Source organism: Pedobacter nyackensis (assembly GCF_900176505.1).
In the GTDB taxonomy this organism is placed as follows: domain Bacteria; phylum Bacteroidota; class Bacteroidia; order Sphingobacteriales; family Sphingobacteriaceae; genus Pedobacter; species Pedobacter nyackensis.
On sequence record NZ_FWYB01000002.1, the window covers coordinates 359,993 to 381,916 of the forward strand.

General features: G+C 40.9%; 12 protein-coding genes. All 12 read right to left on the reverse strand.

Features of this window, described 5'->3' with window-relative positions:
- Nucleotides 1-2 precede the first annotated feature (2 nt).
- Entirely contained in the window at nt 3-1,559 is a 1,557-nt protein-coding gene (locus B9A18_RS05800; RefSeq protein WP_084288062.1) for a PKD-like family lipoprotein, read from the reverse strand.
- A gap of 12 nt (nt 1,560-1,571) precedes the next feature.
- Entirely contained in the window at nt 1,572-2,339 is a 768-nt protein-coding gene (locus B9A18_RS05805; RefSeq protein WP_084288065.1) for a DUF4843 domain-containing protein, read from the reverse strand.
- A 14-nt stretch (nt 2,340-2,353) separates the two neighbouring features.
- Nucleotides 2,354-3,808: a RagB/SusD family nutrient uptake outer membrane protein gene (locus B9A18_RS05810; protein ID WP_084288067.1), complete on the reverse strand. Its 1,455-nt coding sequence runs from the start codon at nt 3,806-3,808 to the stop codon at nt 2,354-2,356.
- 98 nt (nt 3,809-3,906) lie between these two features.
- Nucleotides 3,907-7,287, reverse strand: coding sequence for a SusC/RagA family TonB-linked outer membrane protein (locus B9A18_RS05815; RefSeq protein ID WP_084288070.1), 3,381 nt, complete (start codon nt 7,285-7,287; stop codon nt 3,907-3,909).
- Between the two features lie 162 nt (nt 7,288-7,449).
- Nucleotides 7,450-8,571: a FecR family protein gene (locus tag B9A18_RS05820; RefSeq protein ID WP_084288073.1), complete on the reverse strand. Its 1,122-nt coding sequence runs from the start codon at nt 8,569-8,571 to the stop codon at nt 7,450-7,452.
- 92 nt (nt 8,572-8,663) lie between these two features.
- Complete coding sequence (locus B9A18_RS05825; protein ID WP_084288076.1) at nt 8,664-9,236, reverse strand: RNA polymerase sigma factor; 573 nt, start codon at nt 9,234-9,236, stop codon at nt 8,664-8,666.
- A 64-nt stretch (nt 9,237-9,300) separates the two neighbouring features.
- Nucleotides 9,301-9,753, reverse strand: a complete 453-nt coding sequence (locus B9A18_RS05830; protein WP_084288079.1) for a PA2169 family four-helix-bundle protein — start codon at nt 9,751-9,753, stop codon at nt 9,301-9,303.
- A gap of 64 nt (nt 9,754-9,817) precedes the next feature.
- Nucleotides 9,818-12,124, reverse strand: coding sequence for an aminotransferase class III-fold pyridoxal phosphate-dependent enzyme (locus B9A18_RS05835; protein ID WP_084288082.1), 2,307 nt, complete (start codon nt 12,122-12,124; stop codon nt 9,818-9,820).
- Nucleotides 12,121-14,076, reverse strand: a complete 1,956-nt coding sequence (locus B9A18_RS05840) for an MGH1-like glycoside hydrolase domain-containing protein (protein WP_084288084.1) — start codon at nt 14,074-14,076, stop codon at nt 12,121-12,123. Before B9A18_RS05840 ends, B9A18_RS05835 begins: the two co-directional genes overlap by 4 nt.
- 1 nt (nt 14,077) lies before the next feature.
- Nucleotides 14,078-17,173 (reverse strand): glycoside hydrolase family 2 TIM barrel-domain containing protein, encoded by a 3,096-nt coding sequence (locus tag B9A18_RS05845; protein ID WP_084288086.1) that lies wholly within the window; start codon nt 17,171-17,173, stop codon nt 14,078-14,080.
- A 95-nt stretch (nt 17,174-17,268) separates the two neighbouring features.
- Entirely contained in the window at nt 17,269-18,783 is a 1,515-nt protein-coding gene (locus B9A18_RS05850; RefSeq protein WP_084288089.1) for a RagB/SusD family nutrient uptake outer membrane protein, read from the reverse strand.
- 11 nt (nt 18,784-18,794) lie between these two features.
- Nucleotides 18,795-21,902, reverse strand: coding sequence for a SusC/RagA family TonB-linked outer membrane protein (locus B9A18_RS05855; protein WP_084288091.1), 3,108 nt, complete (start codon nt 21,900-21,902; stop codon nt 18,795-18,797).
- Nucleotides 21,903-21,924 lie beyond the last annotated feature (22 nt).

Sequence of the window (21,924 nt, forward strand, 5' to 3'; positions counted from 1 at the left end):
TATTAATAGGTATTGCTATAACTGTATTCTGAAACTGATGGCGACATATACATTACATCACGAACCGTTCCTTTTCCGGTCAAAGTAAGTGCTGGTGTGGCGCTAAGACTTCCCGAAGACTTGGTAAACATGCGGACTTTATAATCGGCACCAGACTGCGTACCTACCATCACATAATTATAGTTGAAAGCTGCATCAGCAACTACTGCATATTTTTTATGGCGGATGAAACTGACCACTTCGCCTGCAGGGGGACTGTATTGCAGCTGCTCAAATTTATTACTTAAGTTTCTGGACCAGATCTGATTGTTTAATACGAAATAGATCATATTTTCGTCTGCATCTAATAAAGTATGCATGGTTGCATTGTATATTTTATCCGATGTTTTAAGGGTATCATTTGTAAGTTTCAGTTTTAGCTTATCCAGATCCATCTGCGTTAAAATTTTAAGTGCAGAATTGGTTTTATCCTGGAAAATCCCAAATCCAATTGTGGTATAAGCATATACCGGAGCAGGAATATAAGTCGCAGACTTGAATCCCATAAATAAAGCTTTTTTATTGTTATTTACTGCCGGCATGGCAGTACCTGCTACATCCGTCATATTTGTTAATGTTGTACCAGAGCCATTCGCCAAGGTCACAAACGTGCTATTCAGATCGTCAAAAAGACAAGGATCCCCGTAAGTAGCGGTATAATAATAATCCGAAATATAGTAAGGCGAATTCAAAGCATCTTTCAATTTTCTTCCTCCAAATACACCCGTATTCTGTGTATTTGTTCCGATACTATACACTTGTCCGGCATTGATCAGGTAATAAGCAGAAGAGGCACAAAAAGCAGAATTGGGCGCAATTGTCGATGGCCTCTCAAAAAATAAAGTATTCATATTCTTGATTTGCTTCATGGTATTGACATTGACCGCAGATACATCTTTATCGCTAACCATAAATAATGCCTTTGTATTCGCGATAATACCAGTTACATCCGATTTATAGCTACTGAACAAATTGATCATTCTGGCCTTTCCATTCAGTTTAACACCATTTATCAGACTGTAAACATTTTCTTTGACCTCCGTAAGCGCCGTGGCACTTGATGAAAGAAATAAATCAAGATCCGATTTGGTTCCATCATCTTTAAGTACATACCAACCACGGGTGAATTCCGTCCCCACATTAATGGTAACATTGGTGTATTTAGCGTATTTGGTTTTTTTATTGGTTACCCGGTACACCAATACCCATGCTTTAGCGGGCTGTTTGATGAAGTAGTTCAGGTCCTTTGTTTTTGCTATTGTATCCAGAACCGGCGCGTATCCCTGTACATTGGTTTCATAGATGCCCCACATGTAATCAAACTCCGCATCGGTGTCATTTGATGTTATCGTAGGTGTAATCACCAATTTATCTTTTTCAGACACCACATTGTAAACTGTTTCAATTCCCGTTACCGTAATCTGTTCATTTGGTTTATAATCGTAATTACTTTTATCTTTTTTGCATGAGGCAAATAATACAACGAGCCCCAGGAACAGTGATATATGTATATGTTTCATTTTCTGTAGGTTTTAAGGAAAAATAACCAATTGCCCTTTTTCGTCTTTAAGCGAATCACCAGGGTGAGCGTTGTTATAATTAATCAGTGCGGTTTTGACTACAGAAAGATAATAATCCTGTAAATCTATCGCCAATTGGCTCATGAAAACCTGATCCCATTTTTGACCGGTTACACTAATCATAAAAGCATGTTTTACTGTGCTGTAGGCACCATAGTAATAGGTGGAAAAGGAGTCGGTCCACGCGGCAGGCCTGCTTAAACGATCGGTTATCTCAATCTTACGCCACAGCGTTTTTCTTTCACCCAGTTGAAAACTAGCGTCAGCTACAACATTCAGTTTCAAAACCGGGGTTGTTGTTTTCAGGCTGGGATCGCGTAATACAATTACCGGAACCTTGGTATGCACAGTTCCTGCTTTGATCACATAAAGCTTAGAAACCTTCGGATCGCTGAAAGCTATATAATGTTTTCCAGGGACGGCATTGTTTGCATTGGGTAACTGTTCTTGTTCCAGCGTAAATGGTCTGTCTGTTTTTGAAACCCCACCAATCGCGTAGATATCAAAGAAAACTGTATCCTGAGTTACTTCCGGAGCATCATAATAAAAGGTGAATGGCTTTAAAGTATCTGCCAGGGCAGAATTCGCATTGTAAATCAATTTTATATCCGGACCAAACTGAATACGGGCAATGTCATTGTACAAGTAGTACTGGTCTTTTTTACATGAGGCCATAGTAATCATTACTACAGCAATCATTATATATTTAAAAATATTCATTTCTATAGATCAGGTTAATTACGTTCTCTTGCTGGTAAAGGAAGCAAGTAATTTATAATAGCTGCAGATGGTGCAAAAAGGAAAACTGGTTTCTGAACGTTTAAGCGCTTATACGCAAAGAAGCTTTGCCCCTCAGCATAAAATTCTTTTCTGTACTCTTTAATTATTTCGGCCTGAAGTGCGATTTCATTTGCCGGGATTGCCAGTTGTTTGATATTCCTGGATTCTCTGAAAAGGCTGAAGTAAGCCAATCCTGCATTAAATGGAGCAGATTCGGCAGCAATCAGGTACATTTCACTAAGACGGAGCATTGGAATTTGCTTAAAATCTGTGGTTATGGTAGTTAACTTGCTATCAATTGCCTGATATTTTTTGATGATATAGATTTTAGATCCATTGGCTAATGTACCCAATTCCCAAAGGCCAGTTTCGCGAATATCTGTACCGGTATTGCCATACAACTGGGTATTGATCGTGGTTGCCGCAGTTCCCTTTTTTAAAGTCCCGCTACTGTATCTTGATGTGTATTTATTGAACATCTCAAAATCATACAAACCAAACATATGTTCATTGGTCAGCACAAAATCTTTAACAGAGAAATCAGCTGAAGATCCTAAACGGAATTTAGTTGTACCGTCAACATTTTTAGCGTCAATAACAAGTTTTGCGCATTCAAAGGCTTTGTGTTTAATATTAAACCACAGGTAAGCCCTGGCTTGTAACGCTTTAATCGCATAATAGTTCATTCTTAAATAACGAAATGCCAGATAGGTATCTTCAGGATTAAAGCCAGACTGAGTACCCGGATTTCTGAGTTGTGAAAGGCTGTATTTTGTAATGGGATCAATATCTTTCACCAAGGCTTCTGCCTCTTCCAGATCTTTAAACAATGCGGTTTGAAACTCATTGAAAGGGATCCTGGGATTTGGTGAAGTAGATAAGGTGGTTACGTAAGGAAGCATATTTCCATTTCCGGGAGCAGATGGGACAGGTCCGAAAAGACGTAACACATCCATATGGCAGTAAGCACGAATGGCAAGACATTCTGACTTAATCGTCTGATACATTTCTGGTTTGGCAAAAAGGTCTTTTTTGGCGTCAATTTGTTCCAAAATGGCATTTACGCTAGCAATAATCTTATACTCTTGAGCATAGATTGCCCCAAAAGTAGCATCGACATCGGAATCTGTAAAATTGAAAAGACCTAATTTTTGTTCAACCGTACCTGTAGTCACGTCCCAGCTACTGATTAATGATTCAATAGAAGTCTGTGTCATATTACCACCGTAGGCCGATCCTTCTCTCATTTGAATATAAACCCCGGTAAGGGCATCTTTAAACCCACTCTCTGAACTGAGCAGCAAGTCCTTTGGCATTTCTGTTTTAGGTGTAACTGTTAAAAATTTCTTGCATGAAATGATCGACAGCACACTAAGCAAAGCCAGTATAATAAAACTCAATTTTTTCATCAGTATATAATTTATTTTTAAAGGTCATGAAGTTATCATGAGTTTCTATTCATTGTGTTTTGTGATTGTAAACTCATGATGGTTTCATTTCTATATATTTAGAAGGTTGCATTAATACTAAAAGAGAATTGTCTGGAGAAGGGATAATCGGTACCTCTTTCACGCCTGATACTAGACAGATACATCGGTTCTGCCATATCTGCTTTAAAGTTCAGTGCTTCAAGCTTCAGCCTTTTCAGGAAGTTTGCCGATCTTATTTCATACTGGAAATTAACATTCGAACAAATCAGCGTATTTTCATCCTGAACAAACCTTGAGGTCTTATAAGTTGGGGTGGTAATCAACAATCCTTTAAACGCAGCGATATCGCCAGGTTGTTGCCATCTGCTGTCATATACTCTTGAATCTACATTATACTTGTAGTTTCCCGACTCCACTTTATTAACCAGTGTAGTGTTATATTGCTGTCCGCCTGCGGTATAACGGAATGCCGCATTTACAGAAAACCCTTTATAACGCACCATCGTACTAAAGTTTCCAAAGATTTTTGGATCCCTGGAACCTACTGCACGGATATCTTTAGCATCCCATACATAAGTAGGCTGACCATCAGCGCCCAAATACAATTCCTTACCTGTACTTGGATCTATACCTATAGATGGAACAACCCAGATATCATTACTTGAATAGCCTTCTATATAAAGCGTACCAGGATCTGTTTTACTATTGATTGTCGTACTTTGAGCATCTTTAAGGGCTTTGGACGTTTCCAGAACTTTATTTTTATTATGTAATAATGCAGCAGAAACCGTCCAGGTAAAACCGCGGCGATTAGACAATAAAAAGGCCGTACCTTTCAATTCATAACCTTTATTTCTCATCCGGCCGATATTTTCAACGTAACTGCTAAAGCCATTTGAAGCCGGCAGGTTAATAGAAGAAACCAGGTCGTTTGTAGTTTCGATATAATAATCAGCAGTAAGCTTTAAGCGAGAATTTAAAAACTCAGCATCCATACCCACATTGTACTTTAAGGTCTGTTGCCATTGCAGGTCATCATTACCCAGACCTAGCAATTGTGCACCCATCCAGTTAAAATAACGTTGATCTGTATAATAACGGTAGGTTGACATCGCCTGGTAAGGATCAAAGTTTCTTGCACCGGTCGTTCCGGCAGATGCCCGTAACTTTAAACGATTGACAATTTTGCTGTTTAAAAGGAATTTTTCACTGTGTAAGTTCCATCCAATACCTGTTGACCAAAATGGCGCAAACCTTTTATTTACTCCAAATTGCGAAGATCCGTCTGTACGGAACGAAGCATCAATAAAGTAACGATTTGCATAAATGTAGTTGGCACTCGCTGTTGCACCAATAGCACGGGTTAAACCTTCCGATCCTGTTGGTTTACCATCTTTTGCGTATTGCAGCGACATGGATATAAAATCAAATTTCTCATTCGGAAAACCTTCGGCTTTAAAGCCATAAGTAGAGTTTTCATCTTCAGTTACGTTTAAGTTCAAACCACCACTCAGTACGTGATCACCGGCAAAAGTTTTGGAATATTGCAGGTTCAATGCCGCATCATACCCAAAGATGTTTGAGATGCCGTAGTTGTAATCACCTTTTCTAAAAAAGTCATCCACACTGTAATTTGCAAATGCAGTATGATCAGCAGGCCTGAATACATCCGTTTGCCTATTTGTTTTTGTAATTCCCAATTGTCCTCTTAACACGAGTTCCTCCAGTATGCTCCATTCAACCGAAGCATTATTGATAATGGTAGAGGTTGAGGATTTATCAAATACGTTTAAAGAAGCATTGTATAATGGATTTGTTGGAAGTGGATTCCAATATCCGCTATAATCTAAATTTCCGGGATTACCCAATAATTTAATGACCTTACCTTTTTCATCATATGGCCTCCAGTAGGGATTCATCTTACTGTAGTCGCTAAATATGCCATATGGTGATTCATTTGATTTTCCCTGCTGAACTTGCAAGTTGTTTCTGAATCTTATATTTTTATAAGTATAGGCCAATGTGATGGTACCATTAAGCGTATTACGGGATGAACCCTTCATTACACCCTGAATATTGTTTACCTGCGCTGAAGCTGAATACCTGAAAGCCCGATCTCCACCTTCAATACGAAGGTTATGGCGTTGTCCAATTCCATTCCGCAGTGGTAAAGCCATCCAATCGGTTTCTACTCCGCTATTTACTTCGTTAAGCAGGTAGCTATAATATCTTTTTAAAGGTAGATCAGTTTCGGCACGTGCACTATTATAATAGCCTGCCTTTAACTCCAGATCCAGTTTATCACGGGCATTGAGTAAGCTATAGCCACTCAAATCAGGTGCCTCAATATTGACGTCAGAACGATAAGTTAAGCGTAACTTTCCCTCTCTTGGCGATTTGGTAACGATAACAATAACACCATTAGATCCCCTCGAACCATAGATTGCGGTCGCTGCTGCATCTTTGAGGATAGTCATTGATTCTACTTCATTTTCGTTCATATCGTAAAGACGTTGAAGCGAAGATGTAAAGCCATCCATGATAATTAAAGGCGTATTTAATTGAGCTCTTGCCTGGTCAGTTATATCGCCAACATTTGGAATACTGGAGTTTCCACGAATCTGAATCTCAGGCATGCGATTTGGATTTGATCCAAAAGAATTACTTTCAATAATGTTAAAAGCAGGATCAATATTTCTTAACGAAGTAATCAGGTTTCTGTTACCGAATTCGGCCAGTTCTTTAGCCGTTACGGTAGTAGAAGCTCCTGTAAAACTCTTATCCGTCTTTTTAAACATACCAGTGTTGATCACTACGGTTTCCATGTTATTTTCAGCTAGCTCCAATCTGATTTTCAGCGGTCCCTGGTTGGGCTTCAACCTGATCTCCTGAGTCTTATAACCAACAAAAGAAACGACTAAAATATCGCTTCCCGAACTAACGTCAATACTAAACTGACCTTCGGAATTAGTTGTTATAGCTCTAGACAAAGCTCTTGAATCGGTTTGCTTCACTCTAATGGATGCTCCTGGGATCGGTTTCCCACTTTCGTCTAACACAGTCCCTTTAATTATAATAGCTGATGTCACGAAAACACTCTCCTGAGCACTTTGTACAATTATGGTTTTCTGTTCAATCCGGTAAGTAAGCGGCTGTCCCTTAAAACACAGGTCCAGGACTTCCTGTACTGATGCATTACTTACGGATAAGGTAACAGGTCTTGCCTTTTTAAGCATTCCCGCATTATAGAAAATATCATAGCCAATCTGTTTTCTAATCTTTTGAATAACTTTCTCCAAAGGAGCTTCCTTTTCACGAAGTGTGATCTGGGCATAACTTGAGGCGCTAACTTGCAATATTACAGTGGTGAGTATAATAATCGTAAGTTTCACTTTCAGAAAGATATTGGCATAAATACGGGATAATCCCCCGCGTTTAAATGTCATGTAAAAATTCATACATTTGTTTTGTTTGGGTTTAGGGTCCAATGTTGATAAAGTCGATTTATTTAGCAGCCTGTCCCGAACAATTACTCTCTAAGAGTATAATTAAATTCAGGGGCGTTGCAACCGCTCCTGGATTTTTTGGTCCGGATTTACTGCACGAGATAAAGTAGAAGTTTATGGCATCACAGTAATCCTCCTTCCTTCAACCTTAAAGTGAACAGTTCCTGTTAATTCCATAATCCTGAGTGCTTGTTCGATATTTTTATTTCTTGATACAGTACCCGCAAACGGCATTTTTTCCATTTCCGGTGGACAAACTACATCTACATCATACCATCTTGAAATCTTGCGCATGATACTCCCCAACTCTTCATTGTCAAATACAAAAACATTGTTTTTCCAGGCAATAGCGTCATCATTTTCAACTTTCCCAACTTTAAAAGTACGGTTTACCAATATACTTTGTTCACCAGGATTCAACTCCGCATAAGCATCCATATCATTAAGTTGAACCTTGACCTTCCCCTGAAGCAATGTGGTTACCGTACGGTTCTCATCTGTATACGCACTCACATTAAAGTGGGTTCCCAGAACGGTTATGACCTGATTATTTGATGCTACCTTAAAAGGAGCTTCTTTATCATGTGCTACTTCAAAGTAAGCCTCTCCCTTAAGATTTACCTTTCTTTCTCCTGCAACAAAAGATGTAGGGTAGGTTAGGGATGATGAAGCATTAAGCCAGACTTTAGTACCATCGGGTAGACTGATCTGATAATATCCTCCACGAGGGGTTTCAATAGTATTAAATTGTGCGTGCTCCTTCCCCTTACTTTCAACAACCGTATAAACCAATTGTCCATCTGCCGCTTTTGTAATTGTTATACCTGACTGATTGGCCAATGTTCCTTTAGAAACATTATTTAAATCGATCTTTGAACCATCAGCCAAGGTAAGCACCGCTTTGTTACCCCCCGGAACAATTGTAGCTAAGCTTGGAAGATCATTTACAGCTTGATCTTTGGTACTTTGGTAATAAACCAGACTTACGGTCATACAAACGACAACCGATGCGGCTACAGCAATTCTCCGCCACAATCTGACCGCTTTGCCAATACGGGTATGAACCGGTAACCCCACCCATACTTTAGCTTTTGCTTCTATTACATCTTCCGAAATCAGATTGGTTGCTTCATCTTCAAAATTAAGATACCAGCTTTCCAGCATGGCAAGCTCCTCATCGGTGCAAATGCCAACTTTATATTTTATTAATAATTCCTTTGCTTCTTTGTTTTCCATTGATACTTAAAGAGAAGTACTCCCTTTAAACTATAGACGGCAAGCCGGGTAGGTATGGGGTAGAAAGAATTAATAAAAATTTAAAATAAACTTTATATGCTCAAGAAAAGGGTCATTCCGAGCTTTGAACGTAGAATCTTCAAGGCATTATTGACTTGCTTTCTAACGGTTTGTTCAGATATATTGAGTTGTTCAGCAATTTCTTTATGACTCATGACATGCTTACGGCTTAGTTCAAATACCTCGCGCATTTTTGGTGGGAGCTCAGAAATACCCTTTTCTATCAAAGAGGCAAGCTGCCGTTCCCTAACCTGATGATCTGTAATGCAATAACCGGTTTCAATGAAATGCTGTAAAGAACTGACGTATTTGTTTTCTACCTGCTGGTGAGCGATCACATCCATAATTCTGTTCCTCACCGAAGTATACAAGTAAGCTGCCAGACTTGTCCTAACCATTAAACTGCTTCTTTTGCTCCACAGTCCTGCAAAAAGTTCGTGAATTACATCCTGCGCTTCCTCTTTATCGCGTAAACGATTATACGCATGAATGTACAATTCATCAAAATAGCGGTTGTAAATTACCGTATAAGCGCTGGCATCCCCCTCTTTGAGGAGATTTGTTAATTCCTGATCTGAAATATTTTTTAAATCTACTTCTTGCATTTGCCCCCGGGAGATCGAAACGCACACATTCCCAGTGCAATAATAGGAATTTATTAATTAAAATCTATTTCAATAATCGCTGGTGATAGACTTCAACTTTCCTGAGCGCATCCTGAATACCTGTTCTTTGTCTTTGCAGCATCACGATATGATCCTTATGAATCTCAATATTCTTTATCACGCGATCGTAACTTTCAATCGCCTTTTGCTCAGCCGTTTCAATTGCAGCGAGAATAGCAGTATCTTCTTTTCCACTTATAGCCTGTTTAACATCAAGCCAGGCAGACAGTGGTCCGGAGCCACTTTCCTCGGCATTATCCAATTCACCGCCATGTTCAGCGATATGATCGCTAAGTTCCTGGGCAAATCCCGCACGCTGAACTGAATATTTTAAAAACACTGCTTTGAGGTCGCTGTTAGCTGTAGCTTCACCTGCAACACCGTAACCTTCCTTACCATCATTTAAAATGTTTATCAATCTTTTCAGATCGCTTATGAGTTCAGTTTTCGTTTCCATAATTTATAACCGTTGTTCATTATAAACCAAACACTTACAAAATAGTTTTGGATATTGGTCTAAATCAGCTTCCAGATCCCGCGAGAACCTCGTCCAGATTACATAAAAAAGACTCCGCATTCTCAATATTAAACAACATTGGAGGCTTGATTTTTAAAACATTGTGCAGCGGTCCGTCCGTACTGATCAAAAAGCCGCGGTCCTTCATTTGTTCTACAATCTGATCAATTTCGGGCACAGCCGGTTCCAGGGTTTTACGATCGCGTACCAATTCAGCTCCGACAAATAAGCCTTTACCTCTTACATCACCGATGATGGCATGCTTTTCCATTAACTTTTTAAGCCCTTCGATAAGGAAGTCGCCAGTTTCCAATGCTCTTTGCTGCAATTCCTCATCACGGATTACATTCATTACGGCAATACCTGTTTCCATAGATACCGGGTTACCGCCATAAGTATTAAAATACTCCATCCCATTGTTAAAGGCTGCAGCGACTTCTTCAGTAAGCACTACCGCAGCAAGTGGATGACCATTACCAATTGGTTTTCCAAGCACTACAATATCAGGCTCTACATCCTGCAGTTCAAAACCCCAGAAGTGCTCACCTACCCTTCCGAAACCAACTTGCACTTCATCGGCAATACACAGACCTCCCGCAGCCCTGACATGCTTATACACGGCTTTTAAATAACCATCAGGCAATGGGATTTGTCCGCCTACACCAAGTAAAGTTTCACAGATAAAGGCGGCAACGCCGGTTCCGTTATCAGATAAGTGCTTAATGATATCAGCGATATCTTTTGCATATTTTTCTCCAGCCTGTTCATCCCCATAACGATAAGTACCACGGTAAAGATCAGGGTTCAAGCCCTTGTGGATATAAGGCTTCTGTCCGGCTCCACCACGACCATCAAATTTATACGGACTCAATTCCATGGCCACTGTAGAAGTACCATGATAAGCATGATCCAATACAATGACATCTTTTTGTTTGGTAAAATGCCTGCTGATACGGATGGCCAGATCATTTGCTTCGCTTCCGGAATTGCAGAAATAGCAAACCTTTAATTTTGGAGGCAATGTTGAAGTAATCAACTTAGCATACTCCACCAGACTATCGTGCAAATAACGGGTATTGGTATTGAGCTTAGCCAATTGTTTCTGCATGGCTTTAACCACTACAGGGTGACAATGACCAACATGACTTACGTTGTTTACACAATCGATATAAGTATCTCCTTTATCATCATAAAGATATTGCAGGGCCCCTCTGTTGATTTTTAAATTCTTTTGATAACTGATACTCAGATTGGCACCTACCACTTCCTTTCTTTCCCTTTTTAACTCCTGATCCTGCTCCTCTTGTCCCAATACCGTTGGAAAACCACAGCTGAGGTTAAACTGATTTTGCGCATGCAACGGATTGATTTGTATCCACTGATACATTAGTGTCCAGGCATCAGTTTCTGATATAAAATGATGAGCATTGTCGCTCTTGCTTCTCTGCATCGCTGAAGTGGTAACGCTCATACAAAGACGCGCAGCGATCAGGAAATACAATACCGAAAGCTCTGTTTCTCTTAAAGGATATACCTCATGGTAACGCTTCAATAAAGCCAAAGCTGCAGTCAGCGGGTCCTCCCTTTTAAACATCACATATGTACAGGCAACAGCTACGTTATTGATCAGCTGACTTTCTACCATGTCGCCAAAGTCAATAACCCCACTCACCTGTCCATCTTTTACCAGGACATTGTAATCATTAGCATCGTTATGGATCACGGCTTTTCTCAGCTTATGCTGCAAAGGCAGGACTTCCATTTCATACTGTAACAGAAAATAATCTGCCATGGTTCTTTTCTCATGATCCTTGATGTGGAATAAATGATCGCGACAATTTAGCACCTGTGCCAGATCCCATTCCGCAAAGCGGTAGGCAGCAGGATGAGTAAAGTCTTTGAGTTGGAGATCCATATTGGCCAGGTTAGTACCCAAACTCTCCACTACCGAAAGCGGGCAATCCTTGATGTCGCCCATAAAAGTTCCTTCCAGGTACGACAATACCCTTAGGTATAAAGCCTTTCCATCGATATAAAATACGGTATAGGCACCCCCATCTAAATTGGCAAGCACATGTTGTATTTTGATGTCGTTGTCTTTTTTCCTTAGATGTGCCATAGCCTTAAGCTGGGCTTCTAAAAAGTACGGATCCATCAGATCCGCAGCCACCTTAACGACTAGTTTTTTTCCTTCTATATCCTTTAGCAGGAAATTCTGATCTTCATAGCCGTGGATCTTCTCAATAGAGGAGATTGCTATTTCGTAATGTTTATGTAGTAATTCTTTTAAATATTGTTCGGAAATTATCATATCCTGTTTTCTTTTAACATCATTAATAAGTGGGCGGCCGACCAGCTGAAGTTCATGGCATTTAAACCTTTTCCACTAAGTGGATGGTAGTTTTCGTGGATTGGTCCCTGCTGGGATAATCCTTCTGCATTTTTCAACAGCTGATCTAAAAAGTAACGTGCTTCTTTATGGTATCCGTATTGCTGCAGCCCATTTAATCCAAAATAGACCTGATCCAGCCATACTGGTCCTCTCCAATAGCCTTTGGTCGGATCAAACTTAGGATGATCGGCCGCAAGTGTAGGCAAGGGTACCAGCGTGTTAAACTTACTTTTCTTTTCCATCATTTGCAACAGCAATCCGGCCTGGTTTGGACTGGATAGACCTGCCCACAATGGAATCCAGCCTTCAGGACCTTCGGCCTGGATCCACACTCCATCCATTAACCTATCGTAATAATAGGATCTTGCAGCATCATAAAAAGTAGCCTCTATTTGTTTTTTCAATGGTGCGAGCTGTTTCCGCCAAGCTATGGCTTCCTGCTTTAAGCCCAAAATAGCTGCAATTTTAGCCAGATACTCCTTTTCAGCATACAGATAAGCATTCAGATCTACAGATTCATGATTTAGCGACCAGGCCTTGTCATTATTTTTAAACAGAACCGCCTGATCAAAACGTACGGCATTGTCCATACCACTCTCCCATGCCGCAGCAATCCTGGTTCCATCAGTTGCACCATATTCACATAAGCCATTTTTATTATGGTCCCGGTTTTTATACCACCAATTGTGGTACTTGACCAGTTTAGGATAAATCCCCTTGAGAAAATCCTTGTCTGGTGATTGCTGATAGACTTTCCAAACGCCCCAGGCTGCAAGTGGAGGTTTGGTATCGCGCCAGTTGTTTTCTCGCTTATCGGCGTAAACGCAATCTGCTACCATTCCATATTCATCCTGATAATCGAACATGGAAAGTATATTATTTTTGGCCAATTGAGGATTGAAATAACTTATTCCTACCGCTTGCTTCCAGCTGTCCCAACTCCAGAAACCATAAAAACCCTGGTAATTCAATGACGGAAAAACCCCATCGTGCAGTAAATCCTTTGCCTTACTTCTCCAGTTGGTCATTAGTGTTACAATAGACTTTACAGCGATTCTTTTTTGGATGGAGTCTTTTAATACCGCACCAGGTGCTTTAAAATAGCGGTTTAGGTAATTGTCCCAGCGCAGTCTGTTGGCTTTTAACAGGATGTTGAAATCGTCGTTGCTTTGGGCTATTTTAGGAGCTTCCAGATCATACCGTTCCGTATGGCTTATTGAATAACTTTTTCCCGGCAGCAACGTAAATTCTGCTTGCTTTGCTTTATACGCTTTGTTCCTCAGTTCAAAGACTAGCTGGTCACTTTTAGGAAAAACTACCTGAAACCGATGATCTTCGTTAAAATCAACAGCAATACCATTTCCTTGCTGCTTCATGCTGGCTTCCTTTAATAATACCTCTCCTGACCAGCTAAGTTGCAATTTCTTTTTAACTGAAGAAGGGTTGCTAATCCGCGTACTGATCATCGCTTCGCGGTTGGAAACAAAGATCAGCTGCAAATGGATCTTTAACCCATCAACCCACAATTGCTGTTCTAACAATCCAGGGTAATAATGAATTTCGGCCCTGGCTTTGCTCAAATCAACCAATTTCCCGGATTCAGTTATGGTGAGTTTAGCCATAGCGTTAGCCAGCCAGCTTCCGCTCATGTCCATCACCATCGGGCCGATAAAAGTTCCATAATCCGCAGCATCCCGCGGTAGTGTATAGGCATGCCATGCCCCCATATCCGAAAATACATTGGTTTCAATAATTAATGAACTATCGACATGATATCCCAATTTTAAAACATCCTCGAATTGCCTTCCTGAACTTTGTCCGAAAGCTGTACCCAGCATCAAACTGAGTAACCCTACTAAATAATACCTCATCCTAATCCTTTGCTCTTTCTGTTAAAATCTCTTTACTAAATACCGGTCGCAGTGTAAACGAGTAGTTATAATCTTTGTAAGGGAGACGGTATTGCGGGTGTGTTTGTGCACCCCAGCTATTGTCGCCACCAACGCCCATCTGCTGATGGTCGATATTCCACCAAACCAGGCCTTCGTCAACCATTGAACCACCATGCACATTCTGTTTGGCATCCTTATCAAAGTCCAGGTTTTTCATGTCAAAATGCAGCACACCTATACTTAATGGTGATTTACCGATAGCCATTAAACCTGCTCCTGTAGGATTCTGTAATGCAGCCCAGCTCACATCCGTACGATAGCCGCTTTCCTGAGCCCGGGGATAAGGGTAAAACAGCGCATTTGCTTTCATCTTGTACAGGTCAATATCAGCAGCATAACTGCGGTCTACATAGTTATCAAATGGTCCTCTTCCCAACCAGCTTACCTGATCGTAATTTGGATTTAAGATCAGCCGCATACCAATACGTTGTGGTTCCGGATGTTTCCCTTCTCCGGTTTTCAAATGATAGTCGACCACTACATCGCCATCGCCCTTAATCAAGTAAATAACATTACAGGTTGCATCTACTGCAGACAAAAAATAAGAGGTTTCTACCTTGTAATCTGAAGAAGAGGTCTTATTGTATTCTAATGCTTTAAGTTCTGCGGTTTTAAAGGCATTCTGCCAAACCTTACTTCTAATCTGCAGGCTGTTACCGATATCATTATCTGTTGCGGAACGCCAGAAATGAGGCTCCAGTGCTTTTTGGATCAGTTCCTTGCCCGCAACCTGATAACTTTCCAGCAATCCTGTTTTTTGGTTAAAGCCAACAGCAAACCCTTTCCCGGAAAACTGAAGTTTACCATTCCCGGTTTTCAGTGCTAAAGGAAGTTCCTTCCTCATGGCCTTTTCTACATCTACCTTTATCGGTAATTTGAACTGTTCTCTGGCGATTACATATCCTGCAGGCAGCAATTCTGCGGCTTTACGACTCTGGAATTCGAGATTGATAAAATACACCACACCTGGCTTAGCTATAAAAGAGGGTACATTTAACCGGACATCTTTCGCTTCCCCTGGTAAAAGAGATAATTCCTCAACATCACCCTGGGCTACAACTTTTCCGTTCCCCTTAATGATCCAGCTAAGTTTATAATTGGCCAGATCAGTAAAATCAAACCTGTTTGAAATGGTAAAACTATACTGACCCAGATCTTTGGCTTCGAAACCTACATTCTGGTAAACCTTTTGCAATTCGTAGGCCTGGGGATGAAAGGTACGGTCTGCAGATAACAAGCCATCCGCACAGAAACTCGTATCACTGGTTAGGCCTACAGTTCCCATATCTCGACCAAAGCCCCATATTTTGTTCCCTCTTTTATCCTTCAACTCAAATGTCTGATCGGAGAAATCCCAGATAAAACCACCCTGTAGCTGGGAATATTTGTAGATCAGATCCCAATCATCTTTCAGGTTACCACCGCTGTTGCCCATCATATGTGCATATTCGCACTGAATTAAAGGTCGGTTGCGCGATGTTTTTACATAGTTTTCCATGACAGTAATGGATTTATACATGGGACAATAAATATCTGAGTAGCGCTCATCCTTGGCCGCTTCGTACTGAACCGGCCGGGTCGCATCGGCTGCTTTTAACCAGCTGTAACAATCCATTAGGTTCTCGCCAAAGCCACTTTCATTTCCAATCGACCAGGTCACAATGCAGGTGTAGTTTTTATCCCGCTCCCACATCCGTTGTACCCTATCCAGATAGGCACTTTTCCATAAGGGCTGGTTCGACAATGTTTCCTGTGGTGTGAAACTCATTCCATCACATTCTATATTTGCTTCATCCACCACATACAATCCGTACTTATCGCATAGCGAATACCAGCGCTCGGCATTGGGATAATGACTGGTACGGACTGCATTTACATTCATTTCTTTCATCCTGCGGATGTCGAGAATCATATCTGCTTCAGTAACGACTTTACCGGTAATTTTATGGAACTCATGTCGGTTGACACCTTTAATTTTAATGGGCACACCATTGACAAGGAACAAACCATTTTTAATTTCCACTGTTCTGAACCCAATAGGGTGAACGATGCTTTCTACCTTCAGTCCTTTCTGATTGAGATGTGTGATCTTCAGCTGATAAAGATTAGGATGTTCTGCATTCCATGGCTTTATATTGGGGATTTTTGTTTGAAAACTAAACGTTTTACCTGCCTTAATAGGCTGTTCTGACTGGTAAACGAGTTTACCTGCAGCATCTAAAAGTTCCACTTTCAGCTCCCCTTGTTCTTTTTGATCAGGAATTTTACTGAATACAGCATTCAGTGCCAACAAGCCATCTCTATATTGCGCATCCAATGTGCTTGTTACTTTAAAATCAAACAGGTGAAATGCAGGTCTGGCGATCAGGTACACACTTCTTTCAATGCCACTCAGCTTCCACATGTCTTGTCCTTCCAGATAGGTAGCATCGCTAAAGCGAAACACCTGTAAGGAAACGGTGTTTTTACCAGTTTTCAGGGCCTTAGTTAGGTCAAACTCAGTAGGTGTTTTGCTGTCCTTGCTAAATCCGATATACTGTCCGTTGATCCATAAATAGAAAAACGAGTTGACTGCTCCGAGATGGATAAATATCTGTTTCCCTGTCCAGGATGGGTCTATTGTAAATTCCCGTTGATAGGAACCGACAGGATTGTAATCGTTAGGAACAAAGGGCGGATTTGGAGGGATAGGATACTCTACATCAGTAAAGATATACTTATCAAAGCCTTGAGTCTGCCAATTTGCAGGCACTTTTATCTGTGCCCAGTTTTTAGTCTGCTCCGGACGTTTGAAAAAATCGAGCGACCTCAATGAGGGGTTTTCTACCAGCTTAAACCGCCACATTCCATCCAGTGAAAGTCTTGATGCTTCTCCCGGAATAAAATGGGCATGTGCGGGGTAAGTATTAAAAGAAGGTTTCGCTGGATTTTCCCAGTCATTTTGCTGTGCCAGCAACAATTGGGGGACGATAAGGAAACAATAAAGCAGGAATTGGAAAGTTTTATAGGGATTCATCGGCAGATTTTAAAATGCAGGGGGTGGCCCGAAAGCATGTTAGTCCTTTCGAAATACCCCCTGCGGGTAACAAATTCAATTAATACGGCCTGAGATTAATGAGCCTGTGGGTTGTTGCTTACTTCTTTTAGCGGCGTTGGGTAGAAAGCTTTATCGGAAGTAAATCTTCTTCCTGCTGCCTGCATATTCTGGTCTAACAAGCCCCAGCGTCTGAGGTCATAGAAACGGCTACCCTCAAGCGTAAACTCCATTACGCGTTCATGCATAATGATGTTAAACACGGCTTGCTTATTTCCAGTTGCCGCATCAGGAAGGTTGGCTCTTTTCCTTACCTCATTCACAGATTTTATCGCATCCGGATTGCCTTGCTCATTTAGTACCTCAGCATACATCAGCAATACATCAGCATAACGCATGAGCGGGAAGTTAATGGCATTAGATCTTCCTAAACGGTCCTGATTTGCTGGAGTCCATTTTCTGAAAGCAATGGTTTGTTTACCGGCGCCAAAAGTAGCATCGTAGGTACTGCCGTATACTTGTGGACTACCTGCATTATTAAAATAAGGATCATTGAAGAAAATACTTGGATATACTCTTGCATCATAATTACCATTGGCAATCTTTCCTTCTTTCAGCATTTCATTCAACAAACGCGGTGTTCCATAAATCTCACCGTATCCACCAAGTTCTGATGCAGCAACCCAGTCGCTCAGATAGGAACGATAAACGGCGGTTGGATCGGCCGACTGTTGCAGTTCAAATACCGATTCTATACTGTTTTTTGTAACTCCGTTGAACATATCGCCGAAATTCGGATCAAGTTTGTACTGTTTTGAAACGATCACGCGTTCCAGCCAGGTTTTTGCTTCTGCATAATAAGCAACGGCATTGGCCTTCTCATCTCCGGCACGATAAAGGTATACTTTACCCAGGTAGGCATCCGCAGCGCCTTTTGTTACCCTACCCAGCTCAGCATCCGGTCTATCCGAACGTAGCGGAAGATCAGGTTCAGCCTCTTTGAGGTCTTTCAAAATAAACTCATAAACCTCAGTACGGGAGGAGAAGCCTTTAGCTAAATCAGCCTCAGAAGTAGGCATTTTATCTCTGATAATAACCTGACTGAAATTATTCAATAGTTTAAAGTGATAATAGGCCCTCAAAAATTTAGCTTCTGCCAACACTTGCCTTTTACTGGCGTCATCAATAGCTGCGCTGTTCATTTTGCCTACATTTTCAATGACCTGATTGGAAAAGTTAATGCCTTTGTAATTCTCTCTCCAAAGCAGATCGATGGCATAATTCCCTGAGGTAAAATTAAAATTATAATGCTCTGTCCACCATGGGTAGTTAAAAGCATCAGCTCCGGGAACCACATAATCTTCTCTGTAAAACTCACGAACAGAACGGGCTTCAACATAATTATCCCAACCTACAAAGCCTTCCAGCTGAGAATATGCAGCAGCCAGACCTGATAATGCCCTGTCTTTATTGGTCCAGAAATTATCTACTGTTAGCTGATCAGGAACCTGTTGGTCCAGCTCACTTTTCTTACATCCCGATGCTGCCAGCAACGCGATACACAATCCTATATATAGTTTATTTACTTTCATCTTTTATCAGTTTAAAAAGTCAATTGAACACCTGCCAGCAATCTCTTGTTTTGCGGATACAACATGCGGTCAACTCCGGTATCCAACGCGTTAAAGTTTCCAACTTCCGGATCTAACCCTGTGTATTTGGTAAAGGTTACCAGATTCTGACCGCTGAGGTAAATCCTCAATCTCGAAAACTTCATTTTCTTTAATACATCATTTGGCAAGGTATAGCCGAGTTGAACCAGCTTTAACCTTAAATAAGCCCCATTTTCAAGAAATCTTGTCGACTCTCTGGTATTTATGTTAGGATCGCCAAGTACCGCCCGCGGCATATCTGTATTGGTGTTTTGTGGCGTCCAGGCTGATAAAGTAGTGGCTAAGAAGTTCCTTCCTGCATCCATACCTTCCAGCTCGAAACGATTTCCATTGTAAATCTTGTTACCACCTACACCTTGCCAGAAAAGCGACAAGTCGAAGTTTTTAAAGGCTATGCCAATATTCAAACCGTACTCATATTTAGCAAAACCAGATCCCTGATAAGTTTTGTCTTTCTCGTTTATAGTTCCATCATTATTGGTATCCCTAAAGCGAACATCTCCGGCCATAGCATCTGGCTGTAAGGGATCTCCGGTAGCATTTTTATAGTTTGCCGCTTCTGCATCAGACTGAAACAGTCCATTAGCTTCATATAAATAAAAGGCGCCAATCTCCTTACCTACGGTAGTTTGTGTGGGGAAATGATCTGTTCCAAATCTTAATCCTGTACCGTACAATACCTGATCCGGGTTGGCAAGACTGATCACTTTATTTTTTAATAAACTAAAAGTACCACCCAAATCAAAACGCCAGTCGTTTTTAGTAACCTGGTAATTTGTTTCCAGTTCAAGTCCTTTATTAGCAATCTTTCCAACGTTCAGAATAGGATTCAGCAAACCTGCTGAAGGCGGAACTTCCTTGGTAATCAATAAACCATCAGTAGTGTTGTTGTAATAGTTTATTGAACCTGTTAGTGAACTATTGAACAATCCGAAATCCAAACCAAAGTTTTTCGACTTAAGGGTTTCCCATTGCAAATCACGATTTAACAGCGTATAACTTGCTGATCCTGGCCATGGTGTAGAACCTGAACCTTGTACATAACCTCCCGACCAGTTGTTAACTGTGGTCATCAAGGCCTGATGATCGTAATATCCTAATGCACCTTCATTACCCAATTCTCCGTAACTGGCTCTTAGTTTTAAATTACTCAACCAGCTTACGCCCTGCAGAAAAGCTTCTTTATTGATGTTCCACCCCGCAGATACAGAAGGAAAAACACCATAACGTCTGTCTTCACCAAATACAGAAGAGCCGTCACGACGAACCGAAACCTGTAAAAGGTATTTGTTATCATAAGCATAATTTAAGCGGGCCAGAGTTGATAAACGCACGTATTTATTGTTTGATCCCTCCGCAGTAAATGTTCCGCCTAAACCTGCGGTAATGGTATTAAAATCAGGATTACTGAACCCAGCAGGTACTTCTTTTTCAACTATAACACCATTTACAACTGTCCTGACAATCGTCTTTCCATCAACTGTTGCACTTAAAAATTTGTTTGTTTTTTCCTGTGCGGTATAACCGGCTACCAGCTTGAAACTGTGTTTATCAATATCCAGATCGTAATTCAACAAATGCTCCATCAGGCGTTCTTTGTAATTTGCAGTACGGTTAAATACCCTAGGAAAAGACACCGCAGGATCGTTGGCATTTGCCCGGAAAGAAGGGCTGTGCTCGTAATCATCTGTTTGAGCATTGATGTAACTCAAATTGGAGGTATAGCTCAATCCTTTATACAGTTTAAGGTTGAATTTTACACTTCCGGCAAGATATCTTGTTTTTGAATTGGCATCCAGAAAATGATCAATACCGATAGGATTTTGGAATTTAGGCAAGCCATCTACGGTTAAGGCGTATCCGTATTTCTCATTGCTATCGAAAACAGGAAGTAATGGCGACTGGAAATAGCTATCCTTTACATCGAACTTAGCGTTCTCAGCAATCGTTTCGGTATACACAATATTGCTGCTTACAGTAAGTATTCCCTTTGTGAAATCGTTTCTTGATTTTATTGATTTCTTATTGAATTTAGAACCAATAAATGTTCCCTTATCATCCGTTAAATCGCCACTTAATGCATAAGTCAGGTAATCACCTCCGCCACTCAATCCTACGTTATAATTTTGCGAAATACCTCTTCTGTTGATCAGGTCCTGCCAATCAGTATTTACACCCGTGTTTTTTGTTAGATAGACAGGGAAGTCGGCAGGCAATACACCTGCATTCGTATACATTTGATTGTGTCCTTGTTTATAGCCGTTGGCATCCAGAAATTTGTATTTTTCGGTTGGCGTAACTGTGCTGTAAAAACCTGAGAAATCAATTACCGGCGCTCCTTTTTTACCTTTTTTAGTGGTAATCAGAATTACACCGTTTGCACTGTTTGATCCATAAATAGAAGCTGCAGCTCCATCTTTTAATACCTCTACTGAAGCCACATCATTGCTGCTTAAGTAATATGGGTCACCGGGAACACCATCAATGATGTAGAGCGGCTGGTGCATACCAAATGTACCGATACCCCTTAAGCGTACATCAGAAGATTGACCTGGATTACCACCCGGGCTACTAACAGATAATCCGGCAACTCTTCCCTGCAAAGCATTTACAGGGTTATTGGCGGCAACTTTACCCAACTTATCCCCGCTTACAGAACTTACAGCACTGGTTAGATTACTTCTTTTTTGCGTACCATACCCGATCACCACCACCTCATTCAATCCCGTCATGTCTCCCAGCAATTTAACGGTGATGTCTCTACCTGAGACAACAGTCACTTCCTGTGTAATAAAACTTACTGCAGAAAAGACAAGTATATCGTTGGCTGAAGCCCGAATGGCGAAATGCCCTGTGGCATCTGAAACTGTTCCTGAAGTTGTTCCTTTTATTTTAATACTGATACCGGCTACCGGCTGGTCAATCTCATTTAGCACCTGTCCTTTTACAAGGTTGTTTTGAGCAAAACTTTCAGCTGTAACGAACAACAGGAGTAGTCCAAAAAGAAAATGAATTGGCCATCGTAAATTTTTAATCATAATATTTGGTTTATAGGTGATC

What these genes read in the sequence shown, in the direction of transcription:
- B9A18_RS05850 (WP_084288089.1), bottom strand. Translation starts at nt 18,783, where the DNA reads ATGAAAGTAAATAAACTATATATAGGATTGTGTATCGCGTTGCTGGCA.
- B9A18_RS05810 (WP_084288067.1), bottom strand. Translation starts at nt 3,808, where the DNA reads ATGAAAAAATTGAGTTTTATTATACTGGCTTTGCTTAGTGTGCTGTCG.
- B9A18_RS05845 (WP_084288086.1), bottom strand. Translation starts at nt 17,173, where the DNA reads ATGAATCCCTATAAAACTTTCCAATTCCTGCTTTATTGTTTCCTTATC.
- B9A18_RS05855 (WP_084288091.1), bottom strand. Translation starts at nt 21,902, where the DNA reads ATGATTAAAAATTTACGATGGCCAATTCATTTTCTTTTTGGACTACTC.
- B9A18_RS05835 (WP_084288082.1), bottom strand. Translation starts at nt 12,124, where the DNA reads ATGATAATTTCCGAACAATATTTAAAAGAATTACTACATAAACATTAC.
- B9A18_RS05805 (WP_084288065.1), bottom strand. Translation starts at nt 2,339, where the DNA reads ATGAATATTTTTAAATATATAATGATTGCTGTAGTAATGATTACTATG.
- B9A18_RS05825 (WP_084288076.1), bottom strand. Translation starts at nt 9,236, where the DNA reads ATGCAAGAAGTAGATTTAAAAAATATTTCAGATCAGGAATTAACAAAT.
- B9A18_RS05840 (WP_084288084.1), bottom strand. Translation starts at nt 14,076, where the DNA reads ATGAGGTATTATTTAGTAGGGTTACTCAGTTTGATGCTGGGTACAGCT.
- B9A18_RS05830 (WP_084288079.1), bottom strand. Translation starts at nt 9,753, where the DNA reads ATGGAAACGAAAACTGAACTCATAAGCGATCTGAAAAGATTGATAAAC.
- B9A18_RS05820 (WP_084288073.1), bottom strand. Translation starts at nt 8,571, where the DNA reads ATGGAAAACAAAGAAGCAAAGGAATTATTAATAAAATATAAAGTTGGC.
- B9A18_RS05815 (WP_084288070.1), bottom strand. Translation starts at nt 7,287, where the DNA reads ATGAATTTTTACATGACATTTAAACGCGGGGGATTATCCCGTATTTAT.
- B9A18_RS05800 (WP_084288062.1), bottom strand. Translation starts at nt 1,559, where the DNA reads ATGAAACATATACATATATCACTGTTCCTGGGGCTCGTTGTATTATTT.